The 15164-nt window shown below is 69.9% G+C and carries 11 protein-coding genes; 2 read left to right on the top strand and 9 right to left on the bottom strand.

All coding sequences use genetic code 11. The features are described from left to right. Positions 1 to 239: 239 nt before the first annotated feature. From K3A85_RS08005 to K3A85_RS07980, 6 genes are all read right to left on the bottom strand, one after another. Complete coding sequence (locus tag K3A85_RS08005) at positions 240 to 1229, bottom strand: NADPH:quinone oxidoreductase family protein (protein WP_318248073.1); 990 nt, start codon at positions 1227 to 1229, stop codon at positions 240 to 242. Between the two features lie 67 nt (positions 1230 to 1296). Next, positions 1297 to 2211 (bottom strand): aldo/keto reductase, encoded by a 915-nt coding sequence (locus K3A85_RS08000; protein WP_225205926.1) that lies wholly within the window; start codon positions 2209 to 2211, stop codon positions 1297 to 1299. A gap of 129 nt (positions 2212 to 2340) precedes the next feature. Beyond that, the gene (locus tag K3A85_RS07995; protein ID WP_225205925.1) at positions 2341 to 3930 is read right to left on the bottom strand and encodes a flavin monoamine oxidase family protein; all 1590 of its coding nucleotides are present in this window, start codon (positions 3928 to 3930) and stop codon (positions 2341 to 2343) included. Positions 3931 to 3986: 56 nt separating this feature from the next. After that, positions 3987 to 4442 carry a c-type cytochrome gene (locus tag K3A85_RS07990; protein ID WP_225205924.1) on the bottom strand — a complete coding sequence of 152 codons (456 nt, stop codon included), beginning with the start codon at positions 4440 to 4442 and terminating at the stop codon, positions 3987 to 3989. A gap of 28 nt (positions 4443 to 4470) precedes the next feature. After that, positions 4471 to 6423 carry a tetratricopeptide repeat-containing sulfotransferase family protein gene (locus K3A85_RS07985; RefSeq protein ID WP_225205923.1) on the bottom strand — a complete coding sequence of 651 codons (1953 nt, stop codon included), beginning with the start codon at positions 6421 to 6423 and terminating at the stop codon, positions 4471 to 4473. Between the two features lie 149 nt (positions 6424 to 6572). Further along, entirely contained in the window at positions 6573 to 9125 is a 2553-nt protein-coding gene (locus K3A85_RS07980; protein WP_225205922.1) for a TonB-dependent receptor plug domain-containing protein, read from the bottom strand. Positions 9126 to 9403: 278 nt separating this feature from the next. On the opposite strand from K3A85_RS07980, the gene K3A85_RS07975 reads away from it, so the two are divergent. Then, on the top strand, positions 9404 to 9949 hold the full coding sequence (locus K3A85_RS07975) for a Rid family hydrolase (protein ID WP_225205921.1): 546 nt from the start codon (positions 9404 to 9406) through the stop codon (positions 9947 to 9949). Between the two features lie 40 nt (positions 9950 to 9989). Here the strand turns inward: K3A85_RS07975 and K3A85_RS07970 are convergent, their stop codons facing one another. The 3 genes from K3A85_RS07970 to K3A85_RS07960 all read right to left on the bottom strand — a co-directional run bounded on the left by K3A85_RS07970 (position 9990) and on the right by K3A85_RS07960 (position 12812). Then, positions 9990 to 10910: a response regulator gene (locus K3A85_RS07970; protein ID WP_225205920.1), complete on the bottom strand. Its 921-nt coding sequence runs from the start codon at positions 10908 to 10910 to the stop codon at positions 9990 to 9992. 4 nt (positions 10911 to 10914) lie between these two features. Then, on the bottom strand, positions 10915 to 12420 hold the full coding sequence (locus K3A85_RS07965; protein ID WP_225205919.1) for a hybrid sensor histidine kinase/response regulator: 1506 nt from the start codon (positions 12418 to 12420) through the stop codon (positions 10915 to 10917). A 227-nt stretch (positions 12421 to 12647) separates the two neighbouring features. Next, positions 12648 to 12812 (bottom strand): hypothetical protein, encoded by a 165-nt coding sequence (locus K3A85_RS07960; RefSeq protein WP_225206038.1) that lies wholly within the window; start codon positions 12810 to 12812, stop codon positions 12648 to 12650. A 257-nt stretch (positions 12813 to 13069) separates the two neighbouring features. On the opposite strand from K3A85_RS07960, the gene K3A85_RS07955 reads away from it, so the two are divergent. Beyond that, on the top strand, positions 13070 to 15085 hold the full coding sequence (locus tag K3A85_RS07955) for a TonB-dependent receptor (protein ID WP_225205918.1): 2016 nt from the start codon (positions 13070 to 13072) through the stop codon (positions 15083 to 15085). The last annotated feature ends 79 nt before the right edge of the window (positions 15086 to 15164 follow it).

The following is a 15164-nucleotide window of genomic DNA, read 5'->3' as shown; positions in this document are numbered from 1 at the left end:
GCTGCAAAAGCGCCGCTCCGACCGGCACAGAATGACAAAGCTATGATTGCAAAAATTTCAATTGAACGAGCGCGTTTCGCACTTGTCGGAATCGGTGCTGCAGCGCACATAGGACGGGCCTTTCAGGCATCCTCTCCCAAACTTTCCAGGGCCGCCCTCCGGGACGGCCCTTTCTTTTTGCGCATGGTCCGCGGGCGCACGCTACGCCTTGCGCGCAACGGAAAGGGCCGGCGGATCGGTCAGGCGTGCGGCAGGATGATCGTGCGGCCGACCACGCTGCGATCGCGCATCGCGGCATAGGCTTCGCGATAGGCGTCGAGCGGCACTTCGCGATGGACGGTCGGCGCGATCGTCCCGTCCTGCGCCATCTGCATGATCGCCGCGACGTTCTCGCGCCCCAGCGCGGGGAACTTGCGCCCGAATTCGCCCGCGCGCACGCCCACCACCGAAAAGCCCTTGATCAACGGGATGTTGGCGCGGATTTCGGGAATGCGCCCGCTGGCAAAACCGATCACCAGCAGGCGGCCGCCGAAGGCGATGCAGCGGGTGGATTCGTCGAACACGTCGCCGCCCACCGGATCGTAGACGATCTGCACCCCCTTGCCGCCGGTGATCTCCAGCACCCGCTCGCGAAAGCCGGTGGGGCCGAGAATGGCGTGTTCGGGCGCGAACAGTTCGCGCACGCGGGCAAGCTTGTCCTCGCTCGAGGCGACGGCGATGACTCGCAGGCCCAAGGCCCGCGCCATGTCCACCGCAGCAAGGCCCACGCCGCCGGCGGCGCCATGGACCAGCAGCCAGTCGCCCCGCTCGGCGCGACCGCAACGCACCAGCCCGACATAGGCGGTGAGATAGGCGGCGCGAAGGCCCGCCGCCTGCCCGAACGAAAGCCGCGCCGGCTTGGGCGATACCGCCGCCGCCGGATGCACCGCGTACTGCTGGACGCCCCCGGTCAGCCCGCCGACCACCACCTCATCGCCGATCGCGAAACCCGCGCCCTCGCCGACCGCGGCGATCGTACCGGCGGCCTCCATGCCGGGCACGAACGGCAGCGGGGGCTTTGCCTGGTAGAGCCCTTCGGTCATCAGCAGGTCGGGAAAGCCGAGCGCCGCCGCCTCGATCCGCACCAGCACTTCGCCGGGGCCGGGCACGGGGATCGGCTTCTCGACGATCGAAAGCCCGGCAAGGTCCGGGGCGAGCGCTCCCACTTCGACGGCACGCATCATGGTCATGGCTTTTCTCCCGCCACCGCCATGCAGGCCCGGCACCGATTAATCAACCGGGCAACTAAGGCGGGGCTTACGGAAGCGGCGCGCCCCGGCTCGCCACCAGCACCGCGTACCACTCCGCGCGGGTCCAGCGCACCTTGAGCGCCTCGGTCGCCTCGACCACCCGCGCCAGCTTCTGCGATCCGACGATCGGCACGATCCCCGCGGGATGCGCCATCAGCCAGCTGAACGCCGCGCTGCTGCGCGACACCCCTTGCGCCTGCGCCACCACGTCGAGCGCGGCGGCGACCGCCTTCTCGCGCGCGGTCTGCGGATCGAACAGGCTGCCCCCGCCGAGCGGCGACCAGGCGAGCGGCGCGAGGTCCATGACCATCGCCTGGTCCATTTCGCCGTTCTCCAGCGGCTCGATGCGCAGGGGACTGATCTCGGGCTGGGTCGAGACGAGCGGCGCATCGAGGAAGTGCGCCAGTGCGGCGATCTGCGCCGGGGTGAAGTTGGAGACGCCCAGGCTGCGGATCTTGCCCGCCCGCACCGCATCGTCGAGCACGCGCGCCACGTCCTGCGGATGGGCAAGGATGTCGGGGCGGTGGATCTGGTAGAGGTCGATCCGGTCGGTGCGCAGCCGCCGCAGCGAAGCGTCGATCGCGCCGGCGAGATAGGCCCGCGACTGGTCGTAGGGCAGCGGCGGCATGATCCCGCCCTTGGTCGCCAGCACCATCCGGCCGCGCAAGGACGGCGCGAGCGCCAGCGCCTGCCCCAACAGCGCCTCGGCCTCGCCGAACCCGTCCTTGCCATCGAAGCCGTAGATGTCGGCGGTGTCGAGCAGGGTCACCCCGGCGTCGAGCACGCCCTCGACCAGTCGCGCGACCCCGGCGGCGTCCAGCCCCGCCGCCGTCAGTCGCCACATTCCCCAGCCCAGCGACGAGATCGCAATGCCGCTGCGCCCCAGGGGGCGGTCGGCGGGCGGGAGCGGCAATTCGGACATCGGGACGCCTTTCGCATCGGTGGAACCCGCCGGCCATGCCAGCAAGCGCCGCCGATGCGAACGGCGCGGGACCTCATCGCATACGAATAAGGTCCGCGCCGGTGCCCCGCTTCATCGTCGCGGCCGCGCTCAGGCGGCCGAAGCCTTCTGGTGCAGGCGGGTGATCGCGTCGATCGAGGACAGCAGCGCGCCCTCCTGCCAGCAGCCGTAGTACGAGCAATGTTCGCCCGCGAGCACGATGCGGCCCTCCATCGAAACGAGGTTCTGGTAGTGCGCGGCGCGGCTTTCCTCGGTCCAGGCGGCGCAGCAGCCGAGGATCCACGGCATGCGGTTCCAGGCGACGCTCGCGCCCGACAGGAACTCGGCCTTGTACTCGGCCGGATGGAACACCGATCCCTGGTCGAGCGCGGCCTGGATGCGCTTTTCCGGGGTCATGCCGGCCAGCATGTAGGCGCCCGGCCCGAACGGATAGGCGCCGAGCAGCACCGCCGGCCCATCGCTGAAGCAGCCCGCGCTGGGATACGAGATCAGCGAGATGGCCTGATCGGTGAACGAGATGCCGCCGTAGATGGCATAGTCGGTCTCCCAGAAGCGGCGCTTCATCTCGAGCCCGATCTTGACCGAGTTGCCATAAGGCAGCGCGCGGATCGCCGCCTTCTTCTCCGGGCTCGCCTGGAAGTCGATCTGGTTGAGCACCGGCGCGGGGATCGTGCAGACCATCCAGTCGGCATGGGTCTCGCCGGTCTGGCCGGTCTTGGTGTCGGTCCAGCTGGCGGTGACGCCGCGCTCGTCCTGCGCGATCTTCGAGACGCGCGTGTTGAAGCGGATCAGCTTGCCGACCTTGGCCTGGAAGCCCTTGCCGATGTGATCCATGCCGCCCTTGGGCTGGAACATCGTCGTCTGCATCACGTGCTCGGCATAGAAGCCGAGCGACTGCCAGATGCCGCTGTCGAGCGTCTCGGTCAGGCTGAACGGATCGTTGGGGATCGGCGCGCCGTTGACCCCGCCGCCCGGCGGCCGCTCCCAGCCGCGCTGTTCGCCGACATGGTCGCTCTTGGTGTACTTCATGTCCTTGTCGAGCACGCCCCAGCCGCGCATCGCCTCGAGCAGCTTGGCCTTGTCCTCAGGCGTGACGGTGGTGTCGAGCGCGCCGGCGTTGAGCGACTTGCCCAGCAGCTCGGAAACGTGACCCTTCCAGTCGACCATCAGGTCGCGATAGGGCTGCGGCTTGCCGCCAAACGCCTTCTTGTTGTGGATCAGCGCGTTGTGGTTGATCTGCAGGAACGGCTCGAGCTCGACCCCCAGCTCCTTGCAGTAATGCAGCACGGTGCGGTGGTGGTAGGGAATGCGCCATGGCCCCGGGTTAAGGTAGTTGCCCGGAGCAAAGCTCACCTCCTGCTTCGAACCGATCTCGGTGATCGTGTCGCCGCCGCGCACGGTATAGTTGCGCCCGCCGGCGCGGCCCTGGAATTCGAGGATCTGGACCTTGTAGCCCGCCTTGGTCAGCTCGTAGGCGGCGAGCATCCCGGCAAGCCCTGCGCCCAGCACCAGCACGCTCGCCCCCGGCTTGGCGCCCGAGAGCTTGGGCGGGCCGGTGAACTGGCTGTCCTTGGCGTGGCCGAGCACGGTCATCGCCTGGTAGAGCGCGGCGGCGCCGCCCGCCTTGCCGATCATCGTCAGCAGCTGGCGGCGGGTCGGCGGGGTGAACTGGTCGAGCATTGCAATCCCTTCGTGGTCGGATCGGGAGAACTGGAAAGCGTTGGCGAGCGGCGGCTTCAGTGGCCGCAGGTGTTGCACTCGGGCACGGGCGGGTTCGTCGCGACGATGCGGTCGATGTCGGCGACGGTCACCGGATCGTGGTAGTCGTTGAAGTGGCCGCGCACGTAGGTGATCACCGCGGCGATCTGCTCCTTGGTCAGCACGCCGTTGAACCACGGCATGCCGCCGCGGCCCTTCATCACCACGATGATCGGGTAGTCCTTGTCGGCAAGGTTCTTGTTGCCGGCGAGCGCGGGGATCATCGCGCCGGGCTCGCCGCCGCCCTTGGCGTCGGCCATGTGGCAGGCCTGGCAGATCTGCTCATAGACCTCCTGCCCCTCGCTCGACACTTCCACCGTCGCCCCGCCCGGCCCCGGCCGGTCCTGAGCGAAGCCGGGGCTGGCAAGGCACGCCACTGCGGCAAAGGTCGCGCCGGCCAGCGCCAGCACGGCAACCCTGATCGTCTTGTTCATCGGATACTCTCGGCTGTGAATGGGCCCGTCACGCGCGCCACCCCTCGCGCGCATCCCCCAGCGCCTGCGACAGCGGCGCGAGGAACGGTTCGAACTTGCGCCATTGATCGAGTCCGGCGCGGTAGATCGGCTGGCGCACCTGCTCGGAACTGACCGTGCGCACCGCGCGGTCGTTCTCGAAGAAGCGCAAGGTCGCCGGGTCGAACGGCAGGCCCACTGCATCGAGCAGGCGGCGCACCTCGCCCTCGGTGTCCTCAACGAGGTCCTCGTAGACCAGCGTGTGCACCGCGCCGGGCGCTGCGGCATGGAAATGGCGGACGATGGCAAGGTATTGGCGATAGTAGGCGCCCAGATCGCCAAGGTCGTATGAGAACTCCTGCCCTTCGGCGAAGAGCTGCTTATAGCCCGAGAAGCACGCGGCCATCGGATTGCGCCGCACGTCGACGATCCGCGCGTTGGGCAGGATCAGCCGGATCAGGCCGATGTGCCGGAAATTGTTGGGCATCTTGTCGATGAACCGGGCCCGGCCCAGCCGACGATGGACCTGCGTGCGGGCAAGGTACTCCTCGCCCCAGCCACGCAACTCCTCCGGGGATGCGGCCGCGATCCGCGCCGGCCCGCCCTCGCGCTCGATCCGGCCGACGAGGCTGCCGATGTAGGGCAGCTCCATCGTCCCCTCGATCGCGGGATGGCTGGCGAGGATCTGCTCGACCAGCGTCGAGCCCGAGCGCGGCAGCCCGACGACGAAGATCGGCGCATCGTCGGCCGCGCCCTGCCCGGCGCGCGCAGCCAGGAACTCCGCGGAGTAGAGCGCGGTGACCGCCTCGGCCTCGGCGGCATAGTCGCGGGTCTCGCCGCCGAACTTGGCGCGCGCCAGCGCCGCGCCCCTGGCGTAATGCGCGAAGGCTTCCCCGGCCTCGCCCGCGTCCTCGAGCCGGCGACCGAGCGCATATTCGATGCGCATGCGGTCGTCGTCGGGGAGCGATCCGGCGAGCAGCGCGCGCATCTGCGCCTCGTCGCTCTCGCCCATCGCCCCGATCTTGAGGTTGGCGAGCCCCCACCACGCCTCGCCCGCCTTGGGGCTGAGCTGCGTTGCGCGGCGATAGGCGGCGATCGCCTTGTCGCGCAGACCCGCGGTGCGCGCGGCATGGCCGTGGTTGACGGCAACGCTCGCGTTCTCTGGGAAAGCCGCGGCAAGCTCGGCATTGATCGCCTCGGCGGCGCGGTCGTCCCCGAGCAGGCCGAGGCAGGCGGCCTGGAGGTTGAGGTAGGCGGGGTTGGCCGGCTCCGCCGCGAGCAGCGGGGCAAGCTCGGCCAGCGCCTGTTCGGCAAGGCGCGCGGCGAACAGCGCGTGCGCGAGATCGAAGCGGATGCGCGCCGAGCCGGGTTCGATGGTCAGCGCATGGCGCAGCAGCGTCTCGGCGGCATGGACGGTGCGGTTGGCGACATGGCACGCCGCCATCAATCGCGCGGCTTCGGCATGGTTGGGGTTGGCGAGGCAGAAGCGCCGCAGGATCGGATCGGCCTCGCCATGGCGGCCGAGCGCGACGAGTTCCGCCGCCCGGCCGAGTTCGGGGTGGCCGGCATCGAGCCGCGCCAGCGCGGCGCGGGCGCGGCGTTCGGCTTCCGCATCGCCGCGGGCGAAAGCGCGGTCGGCTATTGCCGCCCAGGCCTCGGCATGGTTGGGATCGAGCGCCACGGCGGCGTCGAGCTGCTGCTCGCCCTCGCCCGCGCGACCGACCGCGCAGAGCGCCAGCCCCAGCTCGTAGCGCGTGCGCGCGGCTTTGGGATAGGCGCGCGCCAGTTCGATCAACAGCGGCAGCGCCTCGCCCGCGCGGCCCAGCCGGCGCAGCGCCGAAGCGAGGATCAGGCGCGGGCGCGGATCGGCGGGATTGCGCCGGACCAGCTCGCGCGCGGTCCGCTCGGCGGCCTCGGGCCGTGTCCCCAGATCCTTGGCGGCCTGGTCGAGGGGATCGTTCATCGCGGCGAGCATGACACTTCGTCAGGAAAAGGGAACCGGATCGCAGCGATCCGGAAGAGACCGGGGCGACGCGCGCCCCGGCCCGAAGGACCGCGCCCCCCCGCCCGCGCCAGGCCGGTGCAAGGGGGCGCCGCCGTCATCGGCAACCGTCAGAAATTGAAGGTTGCACGGGCATAGTAGTAGCCACCGTTGATGCCCCACGGGGTGAAGGTGATCGGCGGATTGTAGACGTTCGCGCCGTTTGCCGGGCGCTTCGATCCCGACGGGTGATCCACCAGCGGCACGGTCGGCGCCTTCTTGTCGAACAGGTTGTTCGCGCCGACGTCGAAGCGGATCTTGGGCGTGATCTTGTAGCCGAGGTTGAGGTCGGTGATCGCGCTGGTGCCGATCCGCAGCACGGTATAGCCGCTGCCGTCGCCCGGCGCGCCATAGCCGCTGCCCGAGAAGCTGGTGCGCTGGTGCGTCACGCCATAGATCGATTCGCGCAGGTTGACCGAAAAGTCACCGAACGTGAGCAGCGCGTTGGCGATGATCTTGACCCGCGGCGTCGCGGTGGTCAGCCCGTCGATCGAGTTGGGATCGAGCAGGTTGGTCTGGCTGAAGGCGGTGTTCACCACCGCTGCCGGCAGCGGATAGATCTTCTCGATCTTGGTCTGGTTGTAGTTGAAGCCCAGCGTCCAGTTGGCCTTCGCCCCGTCGCCGAAGTCGCTGGTGTAGTCCACCGTCGCTTCGACGCCGCGGGTGCGGGTGTCAGCGCCGTTGGTGAAGATGTTGATGCCGGCGTAGCTGGTCGCGTCGGCAAGGCTGACGCCGCGCGCGATCAACGCGTCGATGACCGCCTGCGAGACGATGTCGCTGCCGAGCGAACCGAAGATCGCCGCCGAAGGCACGATGCGCTTCTTCAGCTTGATCTGGTAGGCATCGACCGTGATCTGCAGGTTGGACAGCGGGTGCGCGACGAAGCCGGCCGAGAAGCTGGTCGCCTTTTCGGGCTTGAGCGGCGCGAAACCGAGCACCGTCGCGGCGCTGGAGTTCGGCGGCAGCTGGCCGAAGGTCGAACCCGGGCCGACGTTGACCGACGAGTAGTAGGATTCGGCGAGCGTCGGCGCGCGGAAGCCGTTCGACACGGTGCCGCGGATGCCGAAGGCGGGGCTGAAGTCGTAGCGGCCCGTGAACTTGCCGTTCCACACCTTGCCGAAGTCGGAGTAGTGCTCGTAGCGGCCGGCGAGGTCGAGGTGCAGGCCTTCGACCGGGTCCATCGCGAGGTCGACGTAGGCGCCCCAGGCCTTGCGGCTGTAGGAGCCGGCGTCGGTCGGGGCAAAGCCCGGATAGGACTGGCCGCCGCCACCGAACCACGAGGCGAACTCGCCCGACTGGATCGCGTAGGTGTCCTTGCGCCACTGGCCGCCGAACGCCAGCGTCAGCGGCTTGGCCATGCCGACTTCGAAGTCCTTGGTCACGCCGGCTTCGACCGCCCACTCGCTGTTGACCAGCGTGCCGTCGTAGAAGTTGCGCTGCAACGAGATCGGATCGGGGTTTACCGACTGCTGCTGGGCGAAGATCGTCGGGTTGGCGGAATCGAGCGTGTAGAGCGCGACCGCATCGCGGCCATAGGTCAGCGACAGGTCCCAGACCCAGCCCGAGACCGTGCCCTTGAGCCCGCCGGTCAGCGAGAAGTCTTCCTCGTCGAGGTGCTCCTGCGGGTTGAACCCGGCCGGCAGCGGATAGACCTTTTCGCCCTCGCTGGTCGTGCCCGAGATGCGCGTGGCGCGGCGATAGTTCTCGTAGGCATAGGCCTTGCGCTTGCCGTAGCTGCCGAAGGCATAGGCCGAGACCGCATCCGAGAAGTCGTAGCCGGCGTTGAGCACGAAGTTGTACAGGCTGTACTTGGCATCGCCGTTGATCGTGTTCACGCGCGGATAGAACGGGTTCGCCTCGACGCCCGCCGCATCGATCGGATTGATGTCGGTGCGGGTCTTGCAGTCGAGCGTCAGGTAGCGCCGGTCGCAGCCGCCGCGCTGGGTATAGTCGTGGAACTTGTACTCGCCGGTCACGTTGACGAAGCCGCTGTCGCCGAGCTTGAAGCCCATGTTGAGCGCGGTCGAGAAGGTCTTGCCGTCGCCTTCGTAGTATTGGCCGCCGGTGGCGGTGAACAGGCCGCCTTCGGACTGGTCCTTGAGGATGATGTTGACCACGCCCGCAATCGCGTCCGAACCGTACTGCGCCGCGGCGCCGTCCTGGAGGATTTCGATGCGGCCGATCGAATTGGTTGGAATGAAGCTGAGGTCGGTGGTCGCCGCGCCCGAGTAGGGCGAGCCGCCCAGCACCGCGAGGTTGGCGGTGAAGTGGCGGCGCTTGCCGTTGACCAGCACCAGCGTGTCGTTGGGCGAAAGCCCGCGCAGCGCGGCGGTCAGCGTGAGGTTGGCGGTGTCGCCGCCGAAAGCCTGGAAGTTGAGGCTCGGCAGGCTCTGCGCCAGCACCTGCGTCAGGTCCTGCTGGCCGACGTTGGCCATCGCCTGGGTGCCCACGACCTGCACCGGCGCGGCGCTGTCGGCGGCGCGCATGCCGGTCACGCGGGTGCCGGTGACGATGATGTCCGACGGCAGTTCGTCGGCGGCGGGCGCTTCCTGCGCCATCGCCGCGGTCGGAAGCGCGGTCGAGGCAAGGAGCGAAATCAGGGCAGCTTTGGACAGTGGCGACATGAATAGACCCCCATTGAACGTGTCGCTCCCGGCATCCGCTCTCGATCGGGGTTCGTGTCCGTCGGGCTTCCTGCGCCCGCGCTGCCGACCCCTTGGTGTTTCGCGCGTGTTGTGAAATTTTTGCACGATGTTTCCGGCAGAGACGGCAAAGCGGGGGACTTGCCCATACGCAGATTGTCGTATCACCTGGGCCCGCACGCGCTTTAGGGTGAGCCCTGCCGGAAGGGTCGTGCCGCCCGTCCTGCTCCCGTCACGCCACGACCAGCCAAGGACTGCCCATGCGCTTCATCACCGGTAACCGGATCGCCGCCCCTGCTCTCGCCCGTGCCCTCGCGCTTTCCGCCACCGCCGCCGTCGCCCTGCTCGCCCCGCTCGGCGCCGCGCAGGCGCAGGTCACCAAGATCCAGTCGAACCCGCAGGCGCTGATTCTCGATGCCGCCGACGTGAAGGCGGGCACCGATATCATCTTCCTTTCGGGCCAGCTCGCCTCGCCCGTCGATCCCAAGAAGACCTTCGCCGACGTCAAGTCGGTCGATGATCTGGGCGACACCAAGACGCAGACGATCAGCGTGCTCACCAAGATCAAGGCGCTGCTCGAGGCGCGCGGCTACACGATGGCCGACCTCGTCAAGCTGACGCTGTTCGTCGCGGCCGATCCCAAGCTCGGCCACATGGACTTCGCCGGCGCCAACGAAGGCTTCAAGCAGTTCTTCAAGACCGCCGAGAACCCGACCACGGTCGCGCGCTCGACCTTTCAGGTCGCCGCGCTCGCCGGCCCCTACTTCCTGATCGAGATCGAAGGGATCGCCGCCAAGAAGAAGTGAGTTCCCCTGCCCGGGCGGCGCCAGGCGGGCCGGCCGGCGATCAGGGTGCGATCACCTTGATCGCGATCGCCGCCGCCGCCGCCCGGGTTTCCACGCCCAGCTTCTCGTAGATCCGCTCGAGGTGCTTCTGCACGGTGCGCGGGGATATCGTCAGCACTTCGCTGATGTCGGCGTTGGACTTGCCGTAGCTGATCCACAGCAGCACCTCGGCCTCACGCTCGGTCAGCCCCAGCTTGCTCTGCAGCCGCGCCGCATCGACGTGCGGGTTGAGCTCGTTCAGGCGGATCAGCACTTCGTTCTCGCGGTAATGCGCGATCAGCACCAGTTCGAGCGCGCCGTCGCCCTGCTCGATGCGCAGGCTCGCCCCTTGCGCGTCGCGGGTCAGCAGCCGCTCGACCGAATGGCGCAGTTCGACGGGCAGTTCGGCCTGGTCGCGGTTCCACCCGGGCGAGAGGCGGTTGATCGCCTGTTCGGCGAGCGGCGTGCACCACAGCAGGAAGCCGCGCGTGTCGGTGGCCATCATCAGCCGCCCCGTGGCGTCGAGGCTCGCCGTGCTCGCCTGCACCGCGCGCGCATGGCCTAGGTGGACGCGCACGCGGGCCAGCAACTCGTGGACGTTGACCGGCTTCCTCACGTAGTCGACGCCGCCGACCTCGAAGCCCTCGATCACGTGCTCGCTTTCGGTCAGCCCGGTCATGAAGATCACCGGCACGTGCGCGGTCAGCGGGTTGGCCTTGATCCGCGCGGTCGTCTCGAAGCCGTCGATGCCCGGCATCACCGCATCCATAAGCACCAGGTCGGGCACGACATGGCCGAGCAGGTCGAGCGCCGCCCCGCCCGAGGTGGCGACCAGCACCTGGATGCCGCCGGCTTCCAGCGTGTCGGTCAGCAGCCGCAGCGAATTGGGCTCGTCGTCGACCACCAGCACGGTGTCGCGGCGCTGGAGAAGATCCTCGGTCACGAAATCACAATCCTTCCAGCTTGCGCGACAGCGCGGCGAGGTCGAAGCGGTCGAGGCAGGCGTAGAGCGTGCCGGCGAGCGCCGCGCATTCGGGTGCGGCCTGTTCGAGCGCGCGGATTTCCGCCTCGATCCCGCGCACGTGGCCAATCCGCACGAGGTCGCGCAACCTGCCGACATGGGCGAGCGCCGCTTCGGGAAGGCCCCCCGCGCCCCCGCCGCCTTCGCCCCCGCCGCTTTCGCCCCCGCCCGTATCGCCCGCGCGCGCCGGCGCCGCGCCCTCGCGCAGCCATTGCAGGCCGAGCTGGCGACCGATCGTGTCGATCAGCTCGCCGATCTCGACCGGCTTCAGCAGGAACTGGTCGTGGGCCTGCTCCTCGTCGTCGCCGGCCGGGCCGTGGCGTTCGTGGGCGTTGGCCGAGAGCATCACGATCTTCAGCGCCCGGCCGTTGACGCTGCGCAGGTGGCGCGCGGTGGACCAGCCGTTGCGCGCGCCCATCTGCACGTCGAGCAGCACGAGATCGAAGCTGCGCGCCGCGCACAGCGCGATCGCGGTGTCGCCGTCGGGCGCGACCGCGACATCGAAGCCCGCGTCCTCGAGCGCCTGGCGCACGAACGAGAGCTGGCGCACGTCGTCGTCGACCGCGAGGATCTGCCGGCGCGGCCCCGCGTGGCCGACGATGCGGCCAAGATCGGGCTTGCCCGCGCCCGCCACGCGCACTTGCGGCAGGTGCAGCGATACCCGGAACATGGCGCCTCCGCGCGGCGCGTCGACGATCGCGATGTCGCCGCCGAGGATCTGGACGATGGCGCGCGTGATGGCGAGGCCGAGGCCGAAGCCGCTGCCGCGCCCGTCCGCGTCCTCGCCGCGCTCGAACGGCGCGAACACCCGCTCGCGGTCGGCGGGCGCGATGCCGGGCCCGGTGTCCTCGACCTCGAAGCGGGTGACTTCGCCGGTGCAGCGCAGGCGCAGCGTGACCGAACCCGCGTCGGTGAACTTGATCGCGTTGCTGATCAGGTTGATCAGCACCTGGCGCAGCCGCTTCTGGTCGGTGCGCACGAACTCGGGCAGCCGCTCGGGCAGGTCGAGGTCGAACGACAGGCCCTTGGCGTCGGCCGCGGGCGCGAACATCCGCGCGAGCTGGTCGAGGAACGCGGGCAGCCGCACGATGTCGCTGGCGACGCGGCTGACGCCGTTCTCGACCAGCGAGATGTCGAGCAGCCCCTCGACGAGGTCGGTGAGGTGCTCGGCGCTGCGGCGGATCACCTTGGCCGCCTCGCGCGGGTCGACCCCCGAGCCGCGCTCGATCAGCTGGGCATAGCCGTAGATCGCGTTGAGCGGCGAGCGGAGCTCGTGGCTGACGTTGGCGAGGTAGCGGCTCTTGGCCGCGCTCGCCGCCTCGGCGACGTCGCGCGCGCGCTCGAGCTCGGCGATCAGCGGCGGGCGCGGAGCGGCGGCCGCGGGCCCGCGCCAGAGGCGTCGCAACGCCGCCCGCGCCCGATCGGCGCGCACGGCAAGCGTGTTCCATGGTGAACCGTGCGGGGGCTCTCGGCCTTGCGCCGGACCCCTCTCCAACGCCGTCTGCATTTTTATGATGTGGACCCTGCGCGCCGTGGGTTGACCGACGCCGACACGGCCATTGTGCACTGCAAGGCGGCGGGCTTCAAGCCCCTGCCGTCGCAGGCGCCGCGGCTCCCTTGGCGGTTCGCCCGGATCGCGGCTGCCTGCTCAACGGTCCGTCAGATCAGCTGGTCGCGCTGCAGGCGCTGCATCAGCCGCTCCGCGACCGAGTGGCGGATCGCCTTGCCTTCGCGCAGCTTGACCCAGGTATTGAGCCCGATGCCGAAATGGGTCTGGATCACTTCGGGCTTCTGGCAGGTGATGACCGAACGCATCTTCGCCACGATGTCCGGTTCAAGGTGAGTGAGTCGCTGCGCGCGCATGGGTCCTCTTCTGATGATGCGGTGCACGCGAAATTATGCCGCAGCGCGGCACCGCCCATACGCAATTTCTCGCATGGGCAGACCGCGGCGAACCCCGCAAGCTGGTGCGATACGCGCGCAAGGGATGCTGACATTCCCGCACGCCCGCGCTAGGCGGCGCCAAGGCCATCGCGGCAGCACCATGCCGGCGGGGCCATGCTGATCGTGAGGGGTTTTCCATGCGCCGTCTCGTCCCGCTCGCCGCGCTCGCGGCGGGCAGCGCCAGTGCCGTCCCTGCAATCCCTGCCATGGCCGCGGACGCGCCGCCTGCCGAGCAGATCGTCGTCACCGGCCGCGGGCTCGCCGAAACCCCCGCCGCCCCGGCCTACGACGTGCAGCGGATCGAACGCGAGCGCCTGCTCGTCGCCGCCTCGGGCCGGATCGACGACGCGCTCTCGGCCGCCGCGGGCGTGCAGCAGTTCCGCCGCTCCGACAGCCGCGCCGCCAATCCTTCGGCGCAGGGGCTGACGCTGCGCGCGCTCGGCGGCAACGCCACCAGCCGCACGCTCGTCCTGCTCGACGGGGTGCCGATGGCCGACCCCTTCTTCGGCTACATCCCACTGTCCGCGATTGCCCCCGAGCGGCTCGGCGGCATCAGCGTGATCCGCGGCGGCGGCTCGGGCGCGTTCGGCGCGGGCGCGGTCGCCGGCACGATCGCGATGACCAGCGCCGGCCCCGACCAGCTCGGCCTGCTGAGCGGCAGCGCGCTCGCCAACGATCGCGGCGAGACCGAGCTGTCGGGCACGCTCGCGCCCAGGCTCGGGCAAGGCTTCGCGGTCGTCTCGGGGCGGTGGGACCGCGGCCGGGGCTTCTGGACCACGCCCGAGAGCCAGCGCGGGCCCGCATCCGTGCGCGCCCGCTTCGACAGCTGGTCGACCTCGCTGCGCGCGGTCGCGCCGATCGCCCCCGACATCGAGCTGCAGGCGCGCCTCGCCGCCTTCCGCGACGAGCGCACCTTGCGCTTCAAGGGCGCGGACACCGGGATGGAGGGGCAGGACGCCAGCCTGCGCCTGGTCGGGCGCGGGGCCTGGGCGTTCGATGCGCTCGCCTACCTCCAGTCGCGCGATTTCCACAACACGGTGATCAGCGCGACCACCTTCCTGCGCACGCTCGACCAGCGCAAGACACCCTCGACCGGCGCGGGCGCCAAGCTCGAGCTGCGCCCGCCGGTCGGCGGCGGCCATGTCCTGCGCCTCGGCGCCGACTGGCGCTCGGCGCAGGGCCACACCATCGAGGACACCTACCGCCTCGGCGCGCCCTCGGGCCACCGCCGCGCCGGCGGGACCAATTCGGATGTCGGCTTCTACCTGGAAGACGACTGGACCACCGGCCCGCTGGTGCTCACCGCCGGGGCGCGGGCCGATCGCTGGTCGATGCGCAGCGGGGTCTACGAGCTGACCGACCTTGCCGGCGCGATCCAGCCCGGTTCGACCGCCTACCCCGATCGCGCGGGCTGGGAAGGCAGCTTCCGCGGCGGCGCGCTGCTTCACGCGGCCGGCGCCATCGACCTGCGCGGCTCGGTCTATACCGGCCTGCGCCAGCCGACGCTCAACGAGCTCTACCGCCAGTTCACCGTGTTTCCGATCACCACGCTCGCCAATGCCCAGTTGCGCAACGAGACGCTGTTCGGCTTCGAAGGCGGGGTCGACCTGCGGCCGCTGCCGGGCCTGACGCTCGGCCTCACCGCCTTCGACAACGACGTGCGCCACGCGATCGCCAACGTCACGCTCAACGCCACCACCCGCCAGCGCCAGAACGTCGACGCGGTCCACGCGCGCGGGATCGAGGCGAGCGCCGCCTATGCCGCCCGGCGCTTCACGCTCGCCGCCTCGCTTGGCTATACCGACGCGCACGTCCGCGCGCCCGGCCAGCCGCTCGACGGCAAGCGCCCGTCGCAGACCGCGCGCCTCGCCGCCAGCGCCACCGCGAGCTGGCAACCGGCGGACCGCTGGCGCCTCGCGCTCACGCTGCGCCACACCGGCGCGCAGTACGAGGACGATCTCGAAACCGACGTGCTCGCGCCCGCGACCACGCTCGACGCCTTCGCGCAAGTGCCGCTCGCGGGTCCGTTCAGCCTCGTCCTGCGGGGCGAGAACCTCACCGACGAAACGATCGTCACGCGCAATTCCGGCGGCTCCCAGGATCTCGGGACGCCGCGCACGCTGTGGGCGGGCCTGCGCATGGATATGCGCTGAGCGCGCCGCGGGGCGCGCCCGCAGACGTATTCCCCGTCGCCACCGCGCCCCGGCCGTGCCAACCCGGTGGCGAGGGGGG

Origin of the sequence: Novosphingobium huizhouense (genome assembly GCF_020179475.1) — a bacterium.
Lineage (GTDB): Bacteria > Pseudomonadota > Alphaproteobacteria > Sphingomonadales > Sphingomonadaceae > Novosphingobium > Novosphingobium huizhouense.
The sequence above is the reverse complement of the archived record's forward strand: the minus strand, read 5'-3'. Positions and strand labels throughout refer to the sequence as shown.